The organism is Mesorhizobium sp. STM 4661 (assembly GCF_000359125.1).
Taxonomy (GTDB): domain Bacteria; phylum Pseudomonadota; class Alphaproteobacteria; order Rhizobiales; family Rhizobiaceae; genus Mesorhizobium.
In genome coordinates this window covers 38,535-54,249 of record NZ_CAAF010000073.1, presented here as the reverse complement: position 1 = coordinate 54,249, position 15,715 = coordinate 38,535, and the positions used below count along the sequence as shown (strand labels likewise).

The 15,715-nt window shown below is 63.5% G+C and carries 21 protein-coding genes; 11 read left to right on the top strand and 10 right to left on the bottom strand.

The features are described 5' to 3' along the window. Positions 1 to 382: 382 nt before the first annotated feature. A complete protein-coding gene (locus MESS4_RS24495; RefSeq protein WP_006336840.1) occupies positions 383 to 745 on the bottom strand; it encodes a hypothetical protein in 363 nt (120 codons plus the stop codon). A 189-nt stretch (positions 746 to 934) separates the two neighbouring features. On the opposite strand from MESS4_RS24495, the gene MESS4_RS24490 reads away from it, so the two are divergent. Further along, a complete protein-coding gene (locus MESS4_RS24490) occupies positions 935 to 1,243 on the top strand; it encodes a hypothetical protein (RefSeq protein ID WP_244441206.1) in 309 nt (102 codons plus the stop codon). 279 nt (positions 1,244 to 1,522) lie between these two features. Here MESS4_RS24490 and MESS4_RS24485 read toward each other — a convergent pair whose 3' ends face one another. Further along, positions 1,523 to 2,218, bottom strand: coding sequence for a helix-turn-helix transcriptional regulator (locus tag MESS4_RS24485; RefSeq protein ID WP_036242017.1), 696 nt, complete (start codon positions 2,216 to 2,218; stop codon positions 1,523 to 1,525). Between the two features lie 83 nt (positions 2,219 to 2,301). On the opposite strand from MESS4_RS24485, the gene MESS4_RS24480 reads away from it, so the two are divergent. The 4 genes from MESS4_RS24480 to MESS4_RS24465 all read left to right on the top strand — a co-directional run bounded on the left by MESS4_RS24480 (position 2,302) and on the right by MESS4_RS24465 (position 5,447). Further along, on the top strand, positions 2,302 to 2,640 hold the full coding sequence (locus MESS4_RS24480; protein WP_006336837.1) for a hypothetical protein: 339 nt from the start codon (positions 2,302 to 2,304) through the stop codon (positions 2,638 to 2,640). 116 nt (positions 2,641 to 2,756) lie between these two features. Beyond that, positions 2,757 to 3,638: a GcrA cell cycle regulator (modular protein) gene (locus tag MESS4_RS24475; RefSeq protein ID WP_006336836.1), complete on the top strand. Its 882-nt coding sequence runs from the start codon at positions 2,757 to 2,759 to the stop codon at positions 3,636 to 3,638. 179 nt (positions 3,639 to 3,817) lie between these two features. Then, positions 3,818 to 4,423 carry a DUF6456 domain-containing protein gene (locus tag MESS4_RS24470; protein WP_006336835.1) on the top strand — a complete coding sequence of 202 codons (606 nt, stop codon included), beginning with the start codon at positions 3,818 to 3,820 and terminating at the stop codon, positions 4,421 to 4,423. Positions 4,424 to 4,526: 103 nt separating this feature from the next. After that, on the top strand, positions 4,527 to 5,447 hold the full coding sequence (locus MESS4_RS24465; RefSeq protein ID WP_006336834.1) for an HNH endonuclease: 921 nt from the start codon (positions 4,527 to 4,529) through the stop codon (positions 5,445 to 5,447). Between the two features lie 31 nt (positions 5,448 to 5,478). Here MESS4_RS24465 and efp read toward each other — a convergent pair whose 3' ends face one another. After that, the gene (gene efp, locus MESS4_RS24460; protein ID WP_006336833.1) at positions 5,479 to 6,048 is read right to left on the bottom strand and encodes an elongation factor P; all 570 of its coding nucleotides are present in this window, start codon (positions 6,046 to 6,048) and stop codon (positions 5,479 to 5,481) included. A gap of 132 nt (positions 6,049 to 6,180) precedes the next feature. On the opposite strand from efp, the gene epmA reads away from it, so the two are divergent. Beyond that, positions 6,181 to 7,224 carry an EF-P lysine aminoacylase EpmA gene (gene epmA, locus MESS4_RS24455; protein WP_006336832.1) on the top strand — a complete coding sequence of 348 codons (1,044 nt, stop codon included), beginning with the start codon at positions 6,181 to 6,183 and terminating at the stop codon, positions 7,222 to 7,224. A 3-nt stretch (positions 7,225 to 7,227) separates the two neighbouring features. Here epmA and MESS4_RS24450 read toward each other — a convergent pair whose 3' ends face one another. Beyond that, positions 7,228 to 7,596, bottom strand: a complete 369-nt coding sequence (locus MESS4_RS24450; RefSeq protein WP_006336831.1) for a DUF559 domain-containing protein — start codon at positions 7,594 to 7,596, stop codon at positions 7,228 to 7,230. Positions 7,597 to 7,780: 184 nt separating this feature from the next. After that, positions 7,781 to 8,383: a DUF922 domain-containing protein gene (locus MESS4_RS24445; RefSeq protein WP_006336830.1), complete on the bottom strand. Its 603-nt coding sequence runs from the start codon at positions 8,381 to 8,383 to the stop codon at positions 7,781 to 7,783. A 316-nt stretch (positions 8,384 to 8,699) separates the two neighbouring features. Between MESS4_RS24445 and MESS4_RS24440 the strand changes: the two genes are divergently transcribed. After that, on the top strand, positions 8,700 to 8,924 hold the full coding sequence (locus MESS4_RS24440) for a hypothetical protein (RefSeq protein ID WP_036242046.1): 225 nt from the start codon (positions 8,700 to 8,702) through the stop codon (positions 8,922 to 8,924). A 118-nt stretch (positions 8,925 to 9,042) separates the two neighbouring features. Here MESS4_RS24440 and MESS4_RS24435 read toward each other — a convergent pair whose 3' ends face one another. The 3 genes from MESS4_RS24435 to MESS4_RS33730 all read right to left on the bottom strand — a co-directional run bounded on the left by MESS4_RS24435 (position 9,043) and on the right by MESS4_RS33730 (position 11,854). Next, a complete protein-coding gene (locus MESS4_RS24435; RefSeq protein ID WP_006336826.1) occupies positions 9,043 to 11,010 on the bottom strand; it encodes an acyltransferase family protein in 1,968 nt (655 codons plus the stop codon). 292 nt (positions 11,011 to 11,302) lie between these two features. Continuing rightward, positions 11,303 to 11,659, bottom strand: coding sequence for an SPW repeat protein (locus MESS4_RS24430; protein WP_006336825.1), 357 nt, complete (start codon positions 11,657 to 11,659; stop codon positions 11,303 to 11,305). Between the two features lie 57 nt (positions 11,660 to 11,716). After that, positions 11,717 to 11,854, bottom strand: a complete 138-nt coding sequence (locus tag MESS4_RS33730) for a hypothetical protein (protein WP_157385661.1) — start codon at positions 11,852 to 11,854, stop codon at positions 11,717 to 11,719. A gap of 74 nt (positions 11,855 to 11,928) precedes the next feature. Here MESS4_RS33730 and MESS4_RS24425 point away from each other — a divergent pair, with 74 nt between their 5' ends. Continuing rightward, positions 11,929 to 12,282: a cupin domain-containing protein gene (locus tag MESS4_RS24425; RefSeq protein ID WP_006336820.1), complete on the top strand. Its 354-nt coding sequence runs from the start codon at positions 11,929 to 11,931 to the stop codon at positions 12,280 to 12,282. A gap of 195 nt (positions 12,283 to 12,477) precedes the next feature. On the opposite strand, the gene MESS4_RS24420 is transcribed toward MESS4_RS24425, so the two are convergent. After that, on the bottom strand, positions 12,478 to 12,735 hold the full coding sequence (locus MESS4_RS24420) for a hypothetical protein (protein WP_006336816.1): 258 nt from the start codon (positions 12,733 to 12,735) through the stop codon (positions 12,478 to 12,480). A 326-nt stretch (positions 12,736 to 13,061) separates the two neighbouring features. On the opposite strand from MESS4_RS24420, the gene MESS4_RS24415 reads away from it, so the two are divergent. The 3 genes from MESS4_RS24415 to MESS4_RS24410 all read left to right on the top strand — a co-directional run bounded on the left by MESS4_RS24415 (position 13,062) and on the right by MESS4_RS24410 (position 14,824). Further along, a complete protein-coding gene (locus MESS4_RS24415; protein WP_006336814.1) occupies positions 13,062 to 13,994 on the top strand; it encodes a hypothetical protein in 933 nt (310 codons plus the stop codon). A 71-nt stretch (positions 13,995 to 14,065) separates the two neighbouring features. Next, on the top strand, positions 14,066 to 14,239 hold the full coding sequence (locus MESS4_RS33725; protein WP_006336812.1) for a hypothetical protein: 174 nt from the start codon (positions 14,066 to 14,068) through the stop codon (positions 14,237 to 14,239). A 99-nt stretch (positions 14,240 to 14,338) separates the two neighbouring features. Further along, positions 14,339 to 14,824, top strand: coding sequence for a pyridoxamine 5'-phosphate oxidase family protein (locus tag MESS4_RS24410; RefSeq protein WP_006336810.1), 486 nt, complete (start codon positions 14,339 to 14,341; stop codon positions 14,822 to 14,824). A 396-nt stretch (positions 14,825 to 15,220) separates the two neighbouring features. Here MESS4_RS24410 and MESS4_RS24405 read toward each other — a convergent pair whose 3' ends face one another. Further along, a complete protein-coding gene (locus MESS4_RS24405) occupies positions 15,221 to 15,454 on the bottom strand; it encodes a hypothetical protein (RefSeq protein ID WP_006336808.1) in 234 nt (77 codons plus the stop codon). Between the last annotated feature and the right edge of the window lie 261 nt (positions 15,455 to 15,715).

Below are 15,715 nucleotides of genomic sequence, written 5' to 3'. Positions count from 1 at the left end.
CGCATTGTCTTGAGTGGTGGATTTATGGAACATAAAGGGAACAAAATGGACGGATTGTCAAGGCACTCGGTCGCGTGGCAATCGCATATGGATTTTTTTGCGAAGAGGACCCCCACCCTAACCCTCCCCACAAGGGGGAGGGAACGCTGCCGCGCGCCTTTACTTGCCTTTTTGGCGTCGAAAGAGAGGCAATTTGCTGAGGTCAGCGCCACGGAAGTTTCCCTCCCCCTTGTGGGGAGGGGTTAGGGTGGGGGTCCATCGTAGAGCGAAAGCCTCGGCTTTCCACCTGCGATTGCCCTGCCCGCAAGGGGGGAGATCGGATGTCGCTTCGGCTCTCGCCAACCACCAACGCCGCTGGCGCCAGCGCGGGTCCAGGTCGGGTTCACGCCGCTTCCCGTGCCCAGAGGTGCTGGCCGTAGCGGCGGAAGAAGCGCGCCAGGAGGCGCTGCTGTTTGGCGCGGGCGAGGTCTTGCAGGCGCCTTTCCTGGCGCCAGCGCGGCATGTTGCGATAGCTGGCGATGAAGCGGGCGGCATCCTCGATCGCTTCCTCGGCCGACAGCGCCGGACAGATCGCCGCCAGGAACAGGGCCTCGCTCTGTTTCACCCGGTCGACTACCGCCTTGCGCTGGTCATGGCCTTGCCGGGCTCTGGCTATGCCGTCGAGGCGGATGGCCGCCAACGCGGCCAGCATGGCCGGGCTGTCGCCGACATAGCCGCAGTCTTGGGCGAATTGGGTCGCGTCCATGGTCACTTCCTCAATGCCGACGGCCGCGCCTGCCGCCCATCGGTGTCGGTCACGACGGTGGCATTCGCAACAAAAGCATAACTCAAAAATATACACAAGTGAAACTTTTATCCCGACTTGAGCGGAACCGACTCGACTCCCCGGGAAAAACCGCTAATTATGTGAACAAAACAGGAACATAGGGGTGAGATGACGATGACAATGCCGGGCAAGGAGGCGACGATCGCCGATGTCGTTTCGGTCGCGGTCGAATGTATCGATTGCGGCCGCAACAGATGGTGGAAGCCGGCCGAGCTCAGGCGATACGGCGTGAACGGACAGACGCCGCTGGTGGCGCTTTCTGCGCGCCTTCGCTGCTCGGCCTGCCAGGCCGACGGCCTGCCGGGCAGGGCGGTTTCGATCCAGGCGGCATTCATCGAAGAGCATGAGCGGCGGCGCAGGGAGACGCGCAGGCGAGCCGAGCGCGAGGCGCCGCTGGAGAGATCCAGGCGGGCTTGAAGGCCAGATCTGCAATCTCTCCGCAAGGGGCAGGGTTATCGCACGCGGAAAGCCGAGGCTTCCACTCTACGATGTACCCCCACCCCTAACCCCTCCCCACAAGGGGAGGGAGACTCCGTTGGCGCTGACCTCGGCAAATTGCCTGCCGTTCTGCGCCAAGGAGGAAGCAAAGGCAGGCGGCAGCGTTCCCTCCCCCTTGTGGGGAGGGTTAGGGTGGGGGTCCTCTTCGCAAGAATCCAATGCGATCGTCCTGCCCACAAGGGGCGATGGCGTCGCCGTTCAATACCCCAGCAGTTCCTTGAGCGGGATGACGCGGAAGACGCTCTTGATCGCGTAACGGTTGAAGGTCAGCGTCTTCGGCGGATTGTATTGCTCGACGACCAGCTCGCCGGCGGTGCGCTTGACCAGCTTCTTGACGAAGGCCTTGCCGTTGCGCTCGCCCTCTTCGGGCAGCGTCTCGATCACTACATGGTCGCCGGGCACGGCGTCGCGGCCGCCGCAATAGATCATGTCGCCGGGCTCGTAGCGCGGCACCATCGAATCGCTGAGCACATGCAGCGCAAACACATTTTGCAGATGCCTTATGCCCGGCGGGCGCTGGACATAGCCGGCCGTCTCGCCGTTGAAGGTGAAGTCGCCGTCATCGCCGCCGACGGCGGCGCCGAAAATCTTGATGTCCATCGGGCCGGTGGGCAAGGGGGCGGGATCGGTGACGATCTCGGCGTCGGCGACATTGTCGGCATCGTCGAGGAAGACGACCTCGCCCTTGCCCAGCGCCACCGGGTCGACGCGCAGGAAGGCGGCCGTCTTCAACAGGTTCTCGGTCTTGGGCAGGTTGCGGCCGGTTTCCCAATTTCCGACGGCGGCGACATCGGTGTCGTTGTGCTCGGCAATGTGGCGCATCACCAGGCCGCGCTGCTTGCGCGCCTTGCGGATCGCCGCCCCGACCTTGATCGACAATGAGGTTTTCGCCATGGCGCCATCTGAAACATTAGGAATGGTTTTCGTCCATGAAAGAATGGCTTGCATAAATTTTCGAGTTATGCTTATATACGACCATGCACAAGCCGCACCACTCCGTTTCAATTTCGTATCCGTTCCGGCTGTCCTCCTCCCCGGCCGGGACGAAGCCCGAGGCCGACGCCTCGGATCCGGCGCCGTCTCCCCCGGCGACCGGAACGGCCGGAGGCTTCCCGCCTCCGGCCACGAATTTCCTGGGCGGTTCGCCGGTCCTCGGTGAGGGACGTAAATCGTGCATCCGCACCGAGGACGGAGCCGTCATTGTCCTGGACCGCCGGACCGGCAGGGCGGCGTCCGGCGCCAGCCGCGATGCGGCCGAGGCGAAGCTTGGCGGCATCGCCGGCCAGGCCAGCATCGCGCCGCCGGCCGATCGCTGACCGGCCTCCGGTCGGCGCCTCTGACGGGCCTCCAGCCGGGTCTGAATGACCAAAACCTTTCGAGCGTCTCCCGGCGTGGCCGGAGGCTGCCCAACGCGCTGCAACGGATCAAGACAATGGCCGGCTATACCGACACCGAACTGGAAACGATCGCCCGCTGGCTGAAGGAGGGGCTGTCGGCCTCGAAGATCTCCTACCGGTTGAGCGCGCTGCGCGGCGACGCGGTCTCGCGCAATGCCGTCATCGGCATCGTCCGCCGCAACGCCGGTTTGAGCGCCATCGGTTTTGCCAATCCCGGCGGGGGCAGGTCCGGCGGGCGGTCGAGAAAGAACGCGGCAAAGCCGCGCCAGCCGGTAGCGCAAGCCGGATCTGGAGGGCCGGCAAAGCCGCCGGAGCAAGCAAAGCTGCCTGGGCAAGCAAAGCTGCCTGGGCAAGGCGGGTCTGCAAGGGTCAGGCCGTTGAAGCCGGCAAGCTACATCAAGTCGGTTCGGCTGGCGCCGCCGGTTTGGCTGCCGCCGCAGCGGTTCGGGCTCCCGGCGCAGGAGGGCGAGGCCCTCAAGGCGCCGACGCCGCGCCCCGCCCGGCGCCAGCCGCATGTCGCGGCCATGCGTTTCATCGATTGCCTGTTCAACCGCTGCCGCGCGCCGCTCGACCTGACGCTGGAGGAAGACCCCGAAAACGACGCGCCCGGCGCCCGTCCGGGGGCGGAGATGCTGTGCTGCGGCCTGCGCACGCGGGCGCTGAAGAGTTATTGCGCCTATCACGCGGCGCGCTTCCACGACCATCGCCGCACGCTGCTGGCGGATGCTGGATCAGCGCCGCCGGCTGGTCGGCCGTCTTCTGGTCAGGCTGCCGAGCGCTTCGACCGAAGTGTGCGAGCGCTCACTTCGCAAGCTAATCGCCAGGCGCGCGGCTTTGCAGAACCTGGGTTCCTCGCCCCCGCTTTCGCGGGGGAGAGGTGGCTCGGCGAAGCCGAGACGGAGAGGGGGCCTTCGTGAAGCCAAAACCGGATGAGGAACACCACGCGAATTCGCCGCTGTAGGCCGCCCTTTCAACAAATGAGACCGCCAGCTCCAGCGCTGTTCCCCTCTCCGTCTCGGCTTCGCCGAGCCACCTCTCCCCACTTCGTGGGGCGAGGAAGTTCTGCCTTCCAGCAAATCCAACGAGGACGAACCCCATGAGCAAGAAGACCGCCCAGAAGGCCAAAGCCAAGCCACCGAAGCTGCCCAGGGACGAGGCCGAGCAGGTGCGCATCCGCAAGGAGATCGGCCATGATTTCGCGCTGAAGGACGACAGGTTCGGCCGCAAGCGGCTGGCGGCGGGCACGGCCGAGGCGCGTCGCGTCTACGAGGTGTCCAATGACGGCTACACCTCGACCGGCGGCATCGTGCGGGTGCGCACTATCGATCCGCTCACCGGCATCACCTCGCTGTCGCACCAGCAGCGCGAGGCTGGCCTGCGCTACCGCGAGGATTTCCGCATCTCGCAGCAGGACGGCGTCAAACCGACGACCTGGACCGAGCGCGTCGATGGCGGCCGTATCGGCGGCGGCGTCGCCGACCGTATCCTCTCAGCCGGCCGCGCCCACGCCAACGCCACCAGGGCGCTGGCGCACTGGGAAGTGGCCGGCGTGGTGCAGAAAGTGTGCTGCATGGGCGAAACGGTGAAGAGCGTTGCCGAGCAGACCGGCGAGGGCAGGGATGTGGTGACGAAGCTGCTGAAAGTGGGGCTGGATCTGCTGGCCGTGCACTATGGGATGATGCTGGGAAGGCGGGTGGGGTGAGGGGATGCCTCCGAGCTGCTTGGAAGCTTTGCACGGAGTCGCGGCTCGCACTACGCGCGAAACCCGGCTAAGCTTAAACTCTTTGCAGTCCAGGGACGAAATCGTGAAAGCCGTTTTCGACGTGAAGCCGGGCTCTGGCTATGACGATGATATCTCCCGTCGCTATCATTTCCCCGCTCGCAGCAACTATCTGGACGCCGCTCGAAATGCTGTTGGTGATTGGGTGCTCTTTCGCGAACCACAGCGCAACGGCGGCCGTCGCGCCTATATCGCAGCGGCTCGTGTGATCAGTGTCGAACCGGACCTTGAGCGGGCTGACCATTACTATGCGAATGTAACGGACTATCTCGAATTTCCAACGCCCGTACCTTTCGTCAGGAATGGCCGTTATGCGGAGGCCCTATTGCGCGATGTCGTCAACCCCAGCCGTGTTGGTCAAGCTGTGCAGGGCAAGTCCATGCGTCCGATCCTTACGGAGGACTTCGACGATATCGTGCTGTTTGGCCTTAGCGAGACGCTCGATCCCTCCAATGCCAAGAAACTTGATCTCGATATTGTGCCTCTGGACATGCCTTTGCCGATACAACCCGGTTTTGCCGAGACCGTCGATCGCCGCGTCGAGCAGATATTGCTGAACCGAAAAATCCGTGACGCCGCCTTTCGCTTGGAAGTCTGCCGAGCTTACGAAGACAAATGCGCCGTCACAGGCCTGCGTATCATTAACGGTGGCGGCAGGGCCGAGGTTCAGGCGGCCCATATCAAACCGGTTACGGTCGGTGGTCCGGACGTTGTCCAGAACGGTATCGCGCTATCGGCGACCGTGCACTGGCTCTTCGACCGGCACCTCATCTCGATAGATGAGAACCATCGACTTCTGGTCGCGCACAACCGGGTGCCTGGTGAGTTGAGGAATCTCTTCCGCCCGGAACATCAAGGTTTGCATCTGCCATCGGATCGAAAGCTGTGGCCGCACCCAGCGTTCCTGGCTCACCACCGAGAGGCGTTTGCCGGGGCGGTGCACTGATGGCGGAGCCAGCCTAACAACGCCAGCCCCTCTAATCCTTAGCGCGCTCCACATAAGCCCCATCGGCCGTCATCACCACAACCCGCGTGCCGGCTGAGATGTGGGGGGGCACTGTGGTGCGCACGCCGTTGGAGAGCGTGGCCGGCTTGTAGGACGAAGATGCTGTCTGGCCCTTGGTCACCGGCTCGGTGTCGACCACTTCGAAAGTGGCGCGCTGCGGCAGCACCAGCGATATCGCGATGCCATTGTGCTGCGAGACCTGCACGGCCATGCCTTCGGAGAGATAGGGCGCCATGTCGCCGACCACGCTTTCGGGCACCGCGACCTGGTCGTAGCTTTCCGGGTTCATGAAATGGAAGCCTTCGGCGTCATGATAGAGGAAGGTGTGCTCGCGCTCCTCGACATAGGCGCGCTCGACCTGCTCGGTGGTGCGGTAGCGCTCCGATACCTTCACCCCGTCGGCGATGCGGCGCATGTCGAGCTGGGTCACCGGCGTGCCCTTGCCAGGGTGGATGTTTTCGGCAAAGAGGATCACATAAAGCTTGCCGTCCTTATCGACGACGTTGCCTTTGCGTAGGGAACTGGCGATGACCTTCACCACGATTTTCAATCCTGCTTTGGTTCGTTGGCCTTGCCGGCCTGAAACGGTTGATCGGCGCAAATCGGCCGCGCGAGCCGTCGCCCTAGCGCATCTTGGCTTGAACCGCCAGCCTTCTGTGCAAATCCGCTGCGCATGACCGGCGCTTCACCCTGGTGGACGCCCGATGTCCATGCCGACCGCCGGCCGCGGCTGATCCTGCGCAACCGGATCGCCGCCGCCTTTCGCGACTGGTTTGCGCGGCGCGATTTCGTCGAGGTCGAGGCCGTGGCATTGCAGATCTCGCCCGGCAACGAGGCGCATCTGTCGGCCTTCGCCACCGAGGCGATCGGGACGGATGGCACTCGCCAGCCGCTCTATCTCCACACCTCGCCGGAATTCGCCTGCAAGAAGCTGCTCGCCGCCGGCGAGAAGCGGCTGTTCAGCCTCGGCGCCGTCTATCGCAACCGCGAACGCGGCCCCTTGCATCATCCGTCCTTCACCATGCTCGAATGGTACCGGGCTGATGAACCCTACGAGAGCCTGATGCAGGATTGCGCCGGGCTTGTCGCGCTGGCAGCGGAGCAGGCGGGCGCCAGGCGTTTCGTCTTTCGCGGCCGCGAAGCCGATCCGTTCGCCGAGCCGGAGCGGGTGAGCGTCACTGATGCTTTTGCACGCCATGCCGGTATCGACCTGCTCGCCACGGTGGGGGCGGACGGGAGTACGGATCGCGAGGCGTTGCACGCAGCGCTGGTCCAGGCGGGTTTGCGCACCGCGCCCGACGACAATTGGGCCGATCTGTTCAGCCGCGTGATGGTGGAAAAGATCGAGCCGATGCTGGGGCAGGGCCGCGCCACCATCCTTTACGGCTATCCGATCTCCGAGGCAGCGCTCGCCCGGCCGGGTGTGGAGGACGCAAGGGTGGCCGAGCGCTTTGAGCTCTATTGCTGCGGGGTGGAACTCGCCAACGCCTTCGGCGAACTGACCGACGCCGCCGAGCAGCGCCGGCGTTTCCAGATCGAGATGGACGAGAAGCAGCGCATCTATGGCGAGCGCTATCCGCTCGACGAGGATTTTCTTTCGGCGCTCGCGATCATGCCGCAGGCGAGCGGTTCGGCGCTCGGCTTCGACCGGCTGGTAATGCTGGCGACGGGGGCGGGCAAGGTGGAGGATGTGATGTGGACGCCGGTGGCGGAGTGAAAATCAGCATCGGTCCATGCCGGCTTCGATGACGATGTGCTGGCAGACATTGTCGATGTCGCGGAGGACGTCGTCGTTCCAGAAGCGCAGGATGGTCCAGCCAAGCGCCTCAAGTCTTGCGGTTCGCGCGGTATCCAGTCTCGCGACTTGGGCATCGGCATGCTGAGAGCCGTCGAGTTCGACGATCAGCTTTTTATCCGGACAAGCAAAATCGACGATGTAGTTGGCGATCGGCATCTGCCGCCGGAACGACAACCCCATCAGGCGATGCGCTCGGATTTCGTTCCACAGCTTCAGTTCGGCGTCGGTCATCGCCTTGCGCATCTTGCGCGCATTGCCGCGGTTGACCGGAGGCACAGGATAGTGAGTCATCGCCGCCGACCCCCCTCTGCCCTGCCGGGCATCTCCCCCTCAAGGGGGGAGATTGGCTGGCCGCAATGCCGCACGTCGTCCTTCAACGTCGGCGATTGAGGCCGGAACGATGCGAAGGCGTAATCTCCCCCCTTGAGGGGGAGATGTCCGGCAGGACAGAGGGGGGTGCCTCGCGCCATCCTCACTACCGTCCCATCAGCAAACCGACGATCAGCCGCTGCATGTTGCCGCCCTGGCCGAATTCGACGCGGTCGAACTCGCGGCTTGCCTGACGCTGGGTCTGGGAGAGTTCGGAGAGCCGCCGGGTCAGCTCGGTCCTGATCTTCTTGCAGCCGGGGTCGCCGGGCACTGTAAGGCCGACGCTCACGGCTTCGATCTGACGCACCATGTCGGCGATGGCCTCGCCATGCACCTTTTCGTGGGCGGCGATGCCGGCGGCAAAAACCTCCCAGCTCTTCTGGACCGTAGCCGGTAGCGGTTTGGAGGGTTTCGGCAAGGTGTAGGTGATGATGAGCTTCGGCCGGGCCGAAGCCAGCACGCAGGCATCGCCGCGCGGTTGATAGTCCCTGACCCAGGTCAGCTTGAAATTGGTGTACGCGATGGCGCGGGCCTTGCCCTTGCCGATCGTTGGGCCGCGCTCGCCGATCGAGGCATAGAGCTCCGGGCCGGTCTGCCCCGAAATGGCGTAAGTCTCCACCTTCTCGATCGGCTTCCACTGTGCCGTCTGCGCCTGGGCAACCGGCGGCGCCAGCAGACAGGCCGCAAGCAGATATCTGAAAGGCTTCATGCGAATTTCCAGGCCACAACGGGAAGCCGCCCGTAGCAGGGATCGTCAATTCGGTGAAGTGCGTGCCTCGCAGATTTCGGGTTGCTGCCTGGTCCGACAAAGAAAATGGCGGGCTTTCGGCCGCCATTTTCCGTCCGGCAATTCGGCAAGCAGAGGTCAGTTCGCGCCGCCGAGCCTCTGGCCGATCCGCTCACGCCCACCCGGCAATTTCGCTCCGCTTATTGCCGGCCGCGCCACAAGCCCCAGATTCCCCTGTGTTGCCAGCTTGCAGGATGCCGGTTCCCGGCACTGTCCCATGGAGATGACCCACATGGAGGTGAGCATGACACGCGACGACATCATTTCGGTGCTGGGACCGGTCGACGAGGCCGTCATCGCCGACATCGTCTCGACCGGCGCGACGATCGAGGAACTGCGCGAGGCCTTTGCCTGGATCGGCGCCGAGGAGGCGCTGGTGAACGAAGGCCGTCACCTGCCGTCGGCGAGGGTGGCGGCACTGATCGAGCTGCTCGAGACGCCGGACGAGGAAGACGTGGCGTAGCGGAGTGGGCGCTTAAAGCGCGTCGCGCTTTAGGTCTGTTATGCATGTCGTTGTCCCAAAACCGCTGCACACCCTCGGTTCGAGCCCGAGGGCATGCTTTTGGGCGACATGCATTGGCTCACTTCACGGCAGCGGTCACCATGTTGGAGAACAGCGCGCGCTCGAGCGGCCTTTCCAGCGTCCGCGCAAAGGGTGTCGCCATGTGGTGGCGGTCGCGGTAGGCCAGTCTGCCGCCGATGAAGACGCGGCAGGTCTGGGCGTCGCAGAACTGGTCGGTCATGTCGACATAACTGGCGTTCGGTATCGAGCGCACGATGTCGCGCTCCACCGCGGCGGCCGCGTCGTTGGCGGCGTAGGCCCGCGTCTGGTCGCACAGCGACGGTGTTTGCCCTCGCCACAGCGCGCGGGCCACGCAGGTGTCGACCTGCTCGTCGTTGAAGGGCACGTCGCGGATGAAGGCGACCTTCAGCCCGGCCTGGCTGAACGCCTCGATCGTGGCGCGCAGGCCGGCGCGCCATTCCGCATCCTGGCTGTCGGATACTTTGGCGTTGGGCGACATCTTGCGCGAGCTCGCCAGCGCGATCTCCGAGATCACCACCAGGCTCGGCCGCGCGGCGATGATCTCCTTGATCGACTGCGCGCGCCATTGGTCGCACTCGGTGTAGTCGCGCTTCAGCTTGGTGACCCAGATCGTCAATTGAGAGGCCCGGCAGGAGGATTTGAGCCAGGTGAGGACCCGGTAGTTGTGTTTTTCGGCAGCCGCGATCAGCGGCGTCGACCAGTGGTCGGCATGCGAATCGCCGAACAGCGCGATTGAGCCTTCGGCGTTTCTCGGGCCGAACACGCAGGGTTTTGGCGTGACATCCTCGAAGTCGAGAATGCAGCCCCCGGCGCGCGCGGTGGAGGGCAGTGCGGCGCTTTCGGCGATGATACGCTGTTGGGGGTCGATATCGTGCACGGCAAGACGCGCATTGGCGTAAGCTGCTGCGACGCCGGTGCCGGTCAGGAGGACGGCCGGCACCAGCGCCCGCGCCGCATTGGCCATTAGCCAGCCATTGCGGCGGATCGGGTTTTCGATGAAATTATAGGTGAAGATCGACAGCGCCAGCGTCAGCGCCAGACAGCCGAGCCGATCGGCAAGCGACAGCTCCGGAACCATCATCGCGGCATAGACGATGACCGGCCAGTGCCAGAGATAGAGCGAATAGGAAAGCTTTCCCAGCCATTGCAGAGGCGGCAGTGACAGCACGGCGCTCGGCCCTTTTTGCATATTGCCCGAGCCGCTCAGCAGCAACAGCACGGCGCCGGCCACCGGCACCAGCGCCATCACGCCGGGAAAGGGGGCATCCTCGCTGAAGATCAGATAGGCGCCGGCGATCAGCGCCAGGCCAAGCCATCCGCATGCCGCGCCAAGTTGCGGGCGCTGCCGCCAGAATCCTGCCGGCGCCATCGTCGCCAGGCCGCCGGCCGCGAATTCCCAGGCCCTGAGCGGCGAGAAATAGAAGGCCCAGGGCTGCGATATTTCCGTCAGCCAGGCGCAGACGGCGAACGACACCACGCCGGCGAGGCCGATCACCAGGATTGCCGCGCGCCTGCCCGGGCGCAGCCAGGCGGCAAGCAGCAGCAGCGCCGGCCAGGCGAGATAGAACTGCTCCTCGACCGAGAGTGACCAGAAGTGGATGAAGGGGTTGTTCGCCGCATCCGGGGCGAAATAGTCGAACGACCAGCGGATCAGCCAGAAATTGATCGCATAGGCCGACGCGAACATGGCGCCTTTCGAATAGAGCGACTGTTCCTCCGGCGCCAGGATGAAATAGCCGGCGACAAGCGTGGCGAGGATGACGAACAGCGAGGCCGGCAGCAGGCGCCTGGCGCGCCGGGCGTAGAAGCGCCACAGGTCCAGCCTGCCGGTGTCGTCGATTTCCCGCAGCAACTGGCCGGTGATCAGATAGCCGGAGATGACGAAGAAGATGTCGACGCCGGTGAAGCCGCCCGGCAGATCCGACAGGCCGAAATGGAACGCAATGACGCCCGACACCGCGAGCGCCCGCAGCCCTTCGATATCAGGCCGGAACGATGCTGACACGACGAACCCCCGTGTTGGTCGTTGACAGCCCACCCGTTGCAGAACCTCGACTCTATGTGTCGATACCGCAATGCAACAAATCTAACGCAGTGCAACATAGAGGGAGGTTTTGGGCAGCGTCGGCCGACGCAACCTGCATATCTGTCCGGGCTTTAGGTTGTTGCTTTATGCATGTCGTTATCGCAAAACCGCTGCACACCCTCGGTTCAAGCCCGTGGGCATGCTTTTGCGCGACATGCATCAGAGGAGCCAGTCGCTCGCGCGCCGGGCTCCTCCTCTCAGTTGGCACCCATCACGCGTGCGCGTGCGGGTGACGGAAGTCCCAGACTGCCCAGGCCGAAGCGGCGACGACCAGCACGCCGAGGACCACATGGGTCCCCATCGCGTTGACGCTCGCGGCGAAGCCGAGCAACCAGGGCGAGACGATCAGCCAGAGCCCTACAACAAGGTTCAGCCACTCTTCCCACTCGGCGAATGCCGAGAGCGCGGCAAGCGCCAGGGCACCGAGCACAATGCCCGAAATCCAGGCGTTCCACGCAGGATTGGCTTCCGTAACGAAGCCGACGATCCAGGGTGAGATGAACAGGCAGATCGCAAGGACCAGATTGATCCAATCCTGGGCCTTCTTCCCTTCCATCAGGTTTGCCATGACAACCTCCACAGATGAAGCTTGAACAAAGCACGATATTCGCGTGCAAATGCACGCTTAACTATTGATGTAATTACGCTTCAACCGGCCTTCAAGAAGGTGCCCCGGCGTCGTGTCGGCACCATCGCGGCGCGAAAACGCGACGATGATGGCGGCAAGGTCGAGCGGACCGCCGCCAGTGCGAAGGCCGGGCATTCGCGTTGCCGATGTCCGGGGCATCGGCTATTGACCGGCAGCCAATGCCGGCGCAGTTCAAATGGAGCCCGACCATGACAGACCAGACCATCCTCAAATTTGGCGCCGTCGAAAACGCCGAGGCCGGCGACCTCGCGGGCTGGATCGTGGTCGACGGCAACCCGACCATGAAGACCGCCGTCCAGCACACCACCGAAGACGGCAAGGTCATGTCGGGAACCTGGCAGGCCACCCCCGGCACCTATCACGCGACCTATACCGATTACGAATTCGTGCACATGATCTCGGGCCGCATCGTCATCACGCCCGATGGCGGCGCGCCCGTCGAAGTCGGCCCTGGCGATGCCTTCGTGGTCGAAGCCGATTTCAGGGGAACGTGGAAGATCATCGAGCCGGTGACCAAGCACTTCGTCGTCAGGGTCGGCTGATACCGAGGCGGCGCCTCCGGAATTCCTGGAATTGGAAACGTGCAGCTGCAAGGGAATCGGCGCGAGCTAGGCTCGCAGCCGCATCAAGGCAGCCGGGTGCGCGACATGTCGCGCAAAGTTTGACGGTCACTCCTTGATGACCGTCCTTTGCGCATGAGGGCAGCAGCTATTCGTGCGTTTCGTCGCGGCCTGACTTCAATCCTTGAAGCCGGTCGAGTCGAGCAGGGCGACCTGCTTGCCGTCGATATAAAAGCGTATCACGTGCGCGCCGGTATCGATTTCGATACGCGTCGGCTCGATGGCCGCGGGAACCGGCGTGCCATATGTCGCTGCCGCGCGTGAGCCGGCTACAGCTCGCGACGGCCCGTCCGGCCCGAAGGTCAGCAGAAGCAGCGCGGCGGATCCAGCCGCAACCGCGGTGAAGGGGATTTTGAGAGAGGCGATCCAGGACATCGAATTATTCCTTCCTTGGTTGAGGCAGCGGTTCGTTTTGCGGCCGGAGAGCCCGTTTTCGCGGTTGCTCAAAATCGGTCGTGCCGTGACTGCGAGGAGGAAGGGGTTGCGTATTCAAGCTCCAGATAGTTTTCGACGGTTGCCCTTGCCCTGCGCGACCTTAGCGCCGCCCGGCGGGGGCGAAAAGGGCAGGCGCGTGGAAGAGCGTGGAATTCCGCGGATTTCCTGGAATATGGAACTTTAGGAGAAGTGCGGCTTGCAATGAATGCCGTGGGAGCAAGTGCTGGCACATGTTATGCCTTGCAGTGGCATAAAGGGGCGGTGGGATGGCACAGCATATCGCGCAGAAGCTACGGCTGACTTCGGCCCTGCTGGGGACCGTCAGCCGCAAGGACCTGGCGGCGGCGTTCCGGCATGTCAACCCGAAAACTTCGTTCGATCTCGGCCGTGCCGACAAATGGCTGCAGGGCCGCGCGCAACCACGCGAGCTCGGCGTCTACGACGACTGGTCGAAGCTTCTTGGCCTGGAGCAGCCCGGCGCCTGGATTGCCCAAAGCGATCTGCCAGGTTTCACCGCCGCGATCTGCGCCCGACACGGCATCGACAGGACGGAACTGGAACGCCGCGCCGGCGCGCAGTTCGAGGCATCATCTGGGCATGAGGAGCGAGGCCTAGGATTGGCCCTTGCCGGAACCTACGCATGCTATTCGCATGCCTTGTCGCCCTATTATCGCGGCCAGTTGATCAGGGGCAGCCTGTCGATAGAGGCCGGGCCGGGTGCGCACGGGCTGACCGCAGCCTATCGCGAGGTGTTGCCGACCGGGCAACTCCTGGTCGGCGGACTGGTGACCCCGACAAAACGCGGCCTTTATACGCTACTCAAGGAACCCGGCGGCGATGCCCATTTCTTCCTCTGCCTGTTTCCACAGTCACGGCCGGGAAGCGTGCTTGGCGGCTATATGTGTGGCGGCGCCATCATCGGCCCGGAGCCGCAGCCATCCCTGACCAGGATCCTGATCGTCCGCTTGCGCGATCCGGCGCCCGAGGCATGGGGCGGATATCTGCCGCCCAACGGGTCGATCGCCGATGATCTGGCATCGCTCGGCGTGACCATCGAGCAGCCGGAAGTGATCGACCGGCAGCTGGCGCAATTCCTCGTCTCAGACAGCAAGGACGGCGGTGCCAGCCAGATCCCACCGGCCGAGTTCCGCGCCATCCTTGATCTGTTCGACCGTCATTGGCTGCGCCATTCGGGCTAAGCCTGACCTCGTCTTCCGCCTTTGCGGAACCGATCACCATCCTAGGTTGTTGTGTTGCAGGAAGGTGGCCCATGCCCCTCACGGTCCGAACCACGCTCTGCAACATTCGCGACGATCTCCACGCCCCGCGCAGGACGGTGGCTGCCCGTGGCCACATCGAGACGATCCAGGCCATCGATGCGTTGATCGGCGTCGCCGAAATGGAGGCGGTCCGGGCCATCAGGCGGCTCGACCAGGGACTATGATCCCGAAAAGTGGAAACCGGTTTTCGGAAAAGATCATGGTCAAACAAGAAGTCGTGCCTGGCTCAGCAGAAACGAACACCAACGGAAAGAACAATCACAATGAACATCAGGGAGATGACGCGAGAGGAATGCACTGCCATGTTGAAGTCGGCCAGGCTTGGACGCCTTGGCTGTGTCCGAGACAATCGGCCTTACGTGGTGCCGATCCATTTTGCCTTCGGCGACAATTTCATTTTCAGCTTCTCGCTGCTCGGCAAGAAGGTCGAGTGGATGCGGGTCAACCCGCGAGTCTGCCTGCAGGTCGACGATGTCGGCAACGTCCATGGCTGGAAGAGCGTCGTCGTCGACGGCGTCTTCGAGGACCTGCCGAACGCGCCCGCTCTGAATCCGGCGGCTCCCGCCATCGACCAGCAGGGGGCCGTGTCGGATCATGAGCGTGAATTTGCCTGGTCGCTGCTGCAGAAGCACGCCAACTGGTGGGAGCCCGGCTCGCTTAATCTGGGCGGAACGCCGGTCCCTGCCGGCAGCCATCTGTTCTACCAGATCAAGATCGAGACAATTTCTGGACGGCAGGCTTTCCGGTAGGCCCGGAGCGCTAGGGCCTATGTCAAATGACGTACCCATTACCCGGCGGAAGGCGCAAAAAAACCGCGTTCCGGAGGGGGATCGGGAAGCGGGCTCTTTAACGACCGAACGCTTGGGATGTTCGGTATGTCAATTAACACAGCAGCGAAGGGTTGGGTCCACTCAAAGCAAAGTTATTCGATAGACCGGACTGTCTTGCGTTTCAGCCCCTTTTGCGACGTAGCCGGCGGTCACCTCTGTCTTTGTGGGCGGCGAAGGCTGTCAGGACCTCGGCCTTCTCGAGCTTTGGGGTCTTGAAGAATACCAGGGTCCGTCCGAGTTCCGCTGCGACCTCATCGAATTCTGCGGGAGGACGAAACCAAAGAGCCGCCCTGGCGGATGCCGATGCATGAACTCCTAGCCTTGGCTAATGTTCCTGTTTCCACCGCCAGACGGCTGCCGCGACAAGGCTAGAAGTTCCGCCTCGTCGGTGATGCCGGCCATATAGTTGGCGACGATTCGAGACGCCAGTGCTTCTCGATGAGCTTCAGATTCGCCTTTCCGCTTCGCCCGCTCGAACACGCGTCCAAAAAGCCCTACCTCGGAAGGCGTGAAAATGCGGGCCTCTCTGACCTTGCGATTGGTCGGCATGTCCACCCGCCTTCTTCGGGTGCCAAAACAAGCGCCGATTCCTGACGTGCAGCTATGGGACTCGGGTGGGCCGGCGCTCAGCGCCAAGTTAGGGTTGTTCTCGATGCCGTTTAGTACCAGCGTCCACGGCCGTAGAAGCCGCCGCCGCCTAGCAGCAAAACAATAAGAACGATGACCAGAATTGTGGTGATATCCATGTTCGCCTCCTATGAGCGCGCCCGGCCGTGTTCGCCGTGTGCCGCTCTTGCCCTGAGCAGTGCG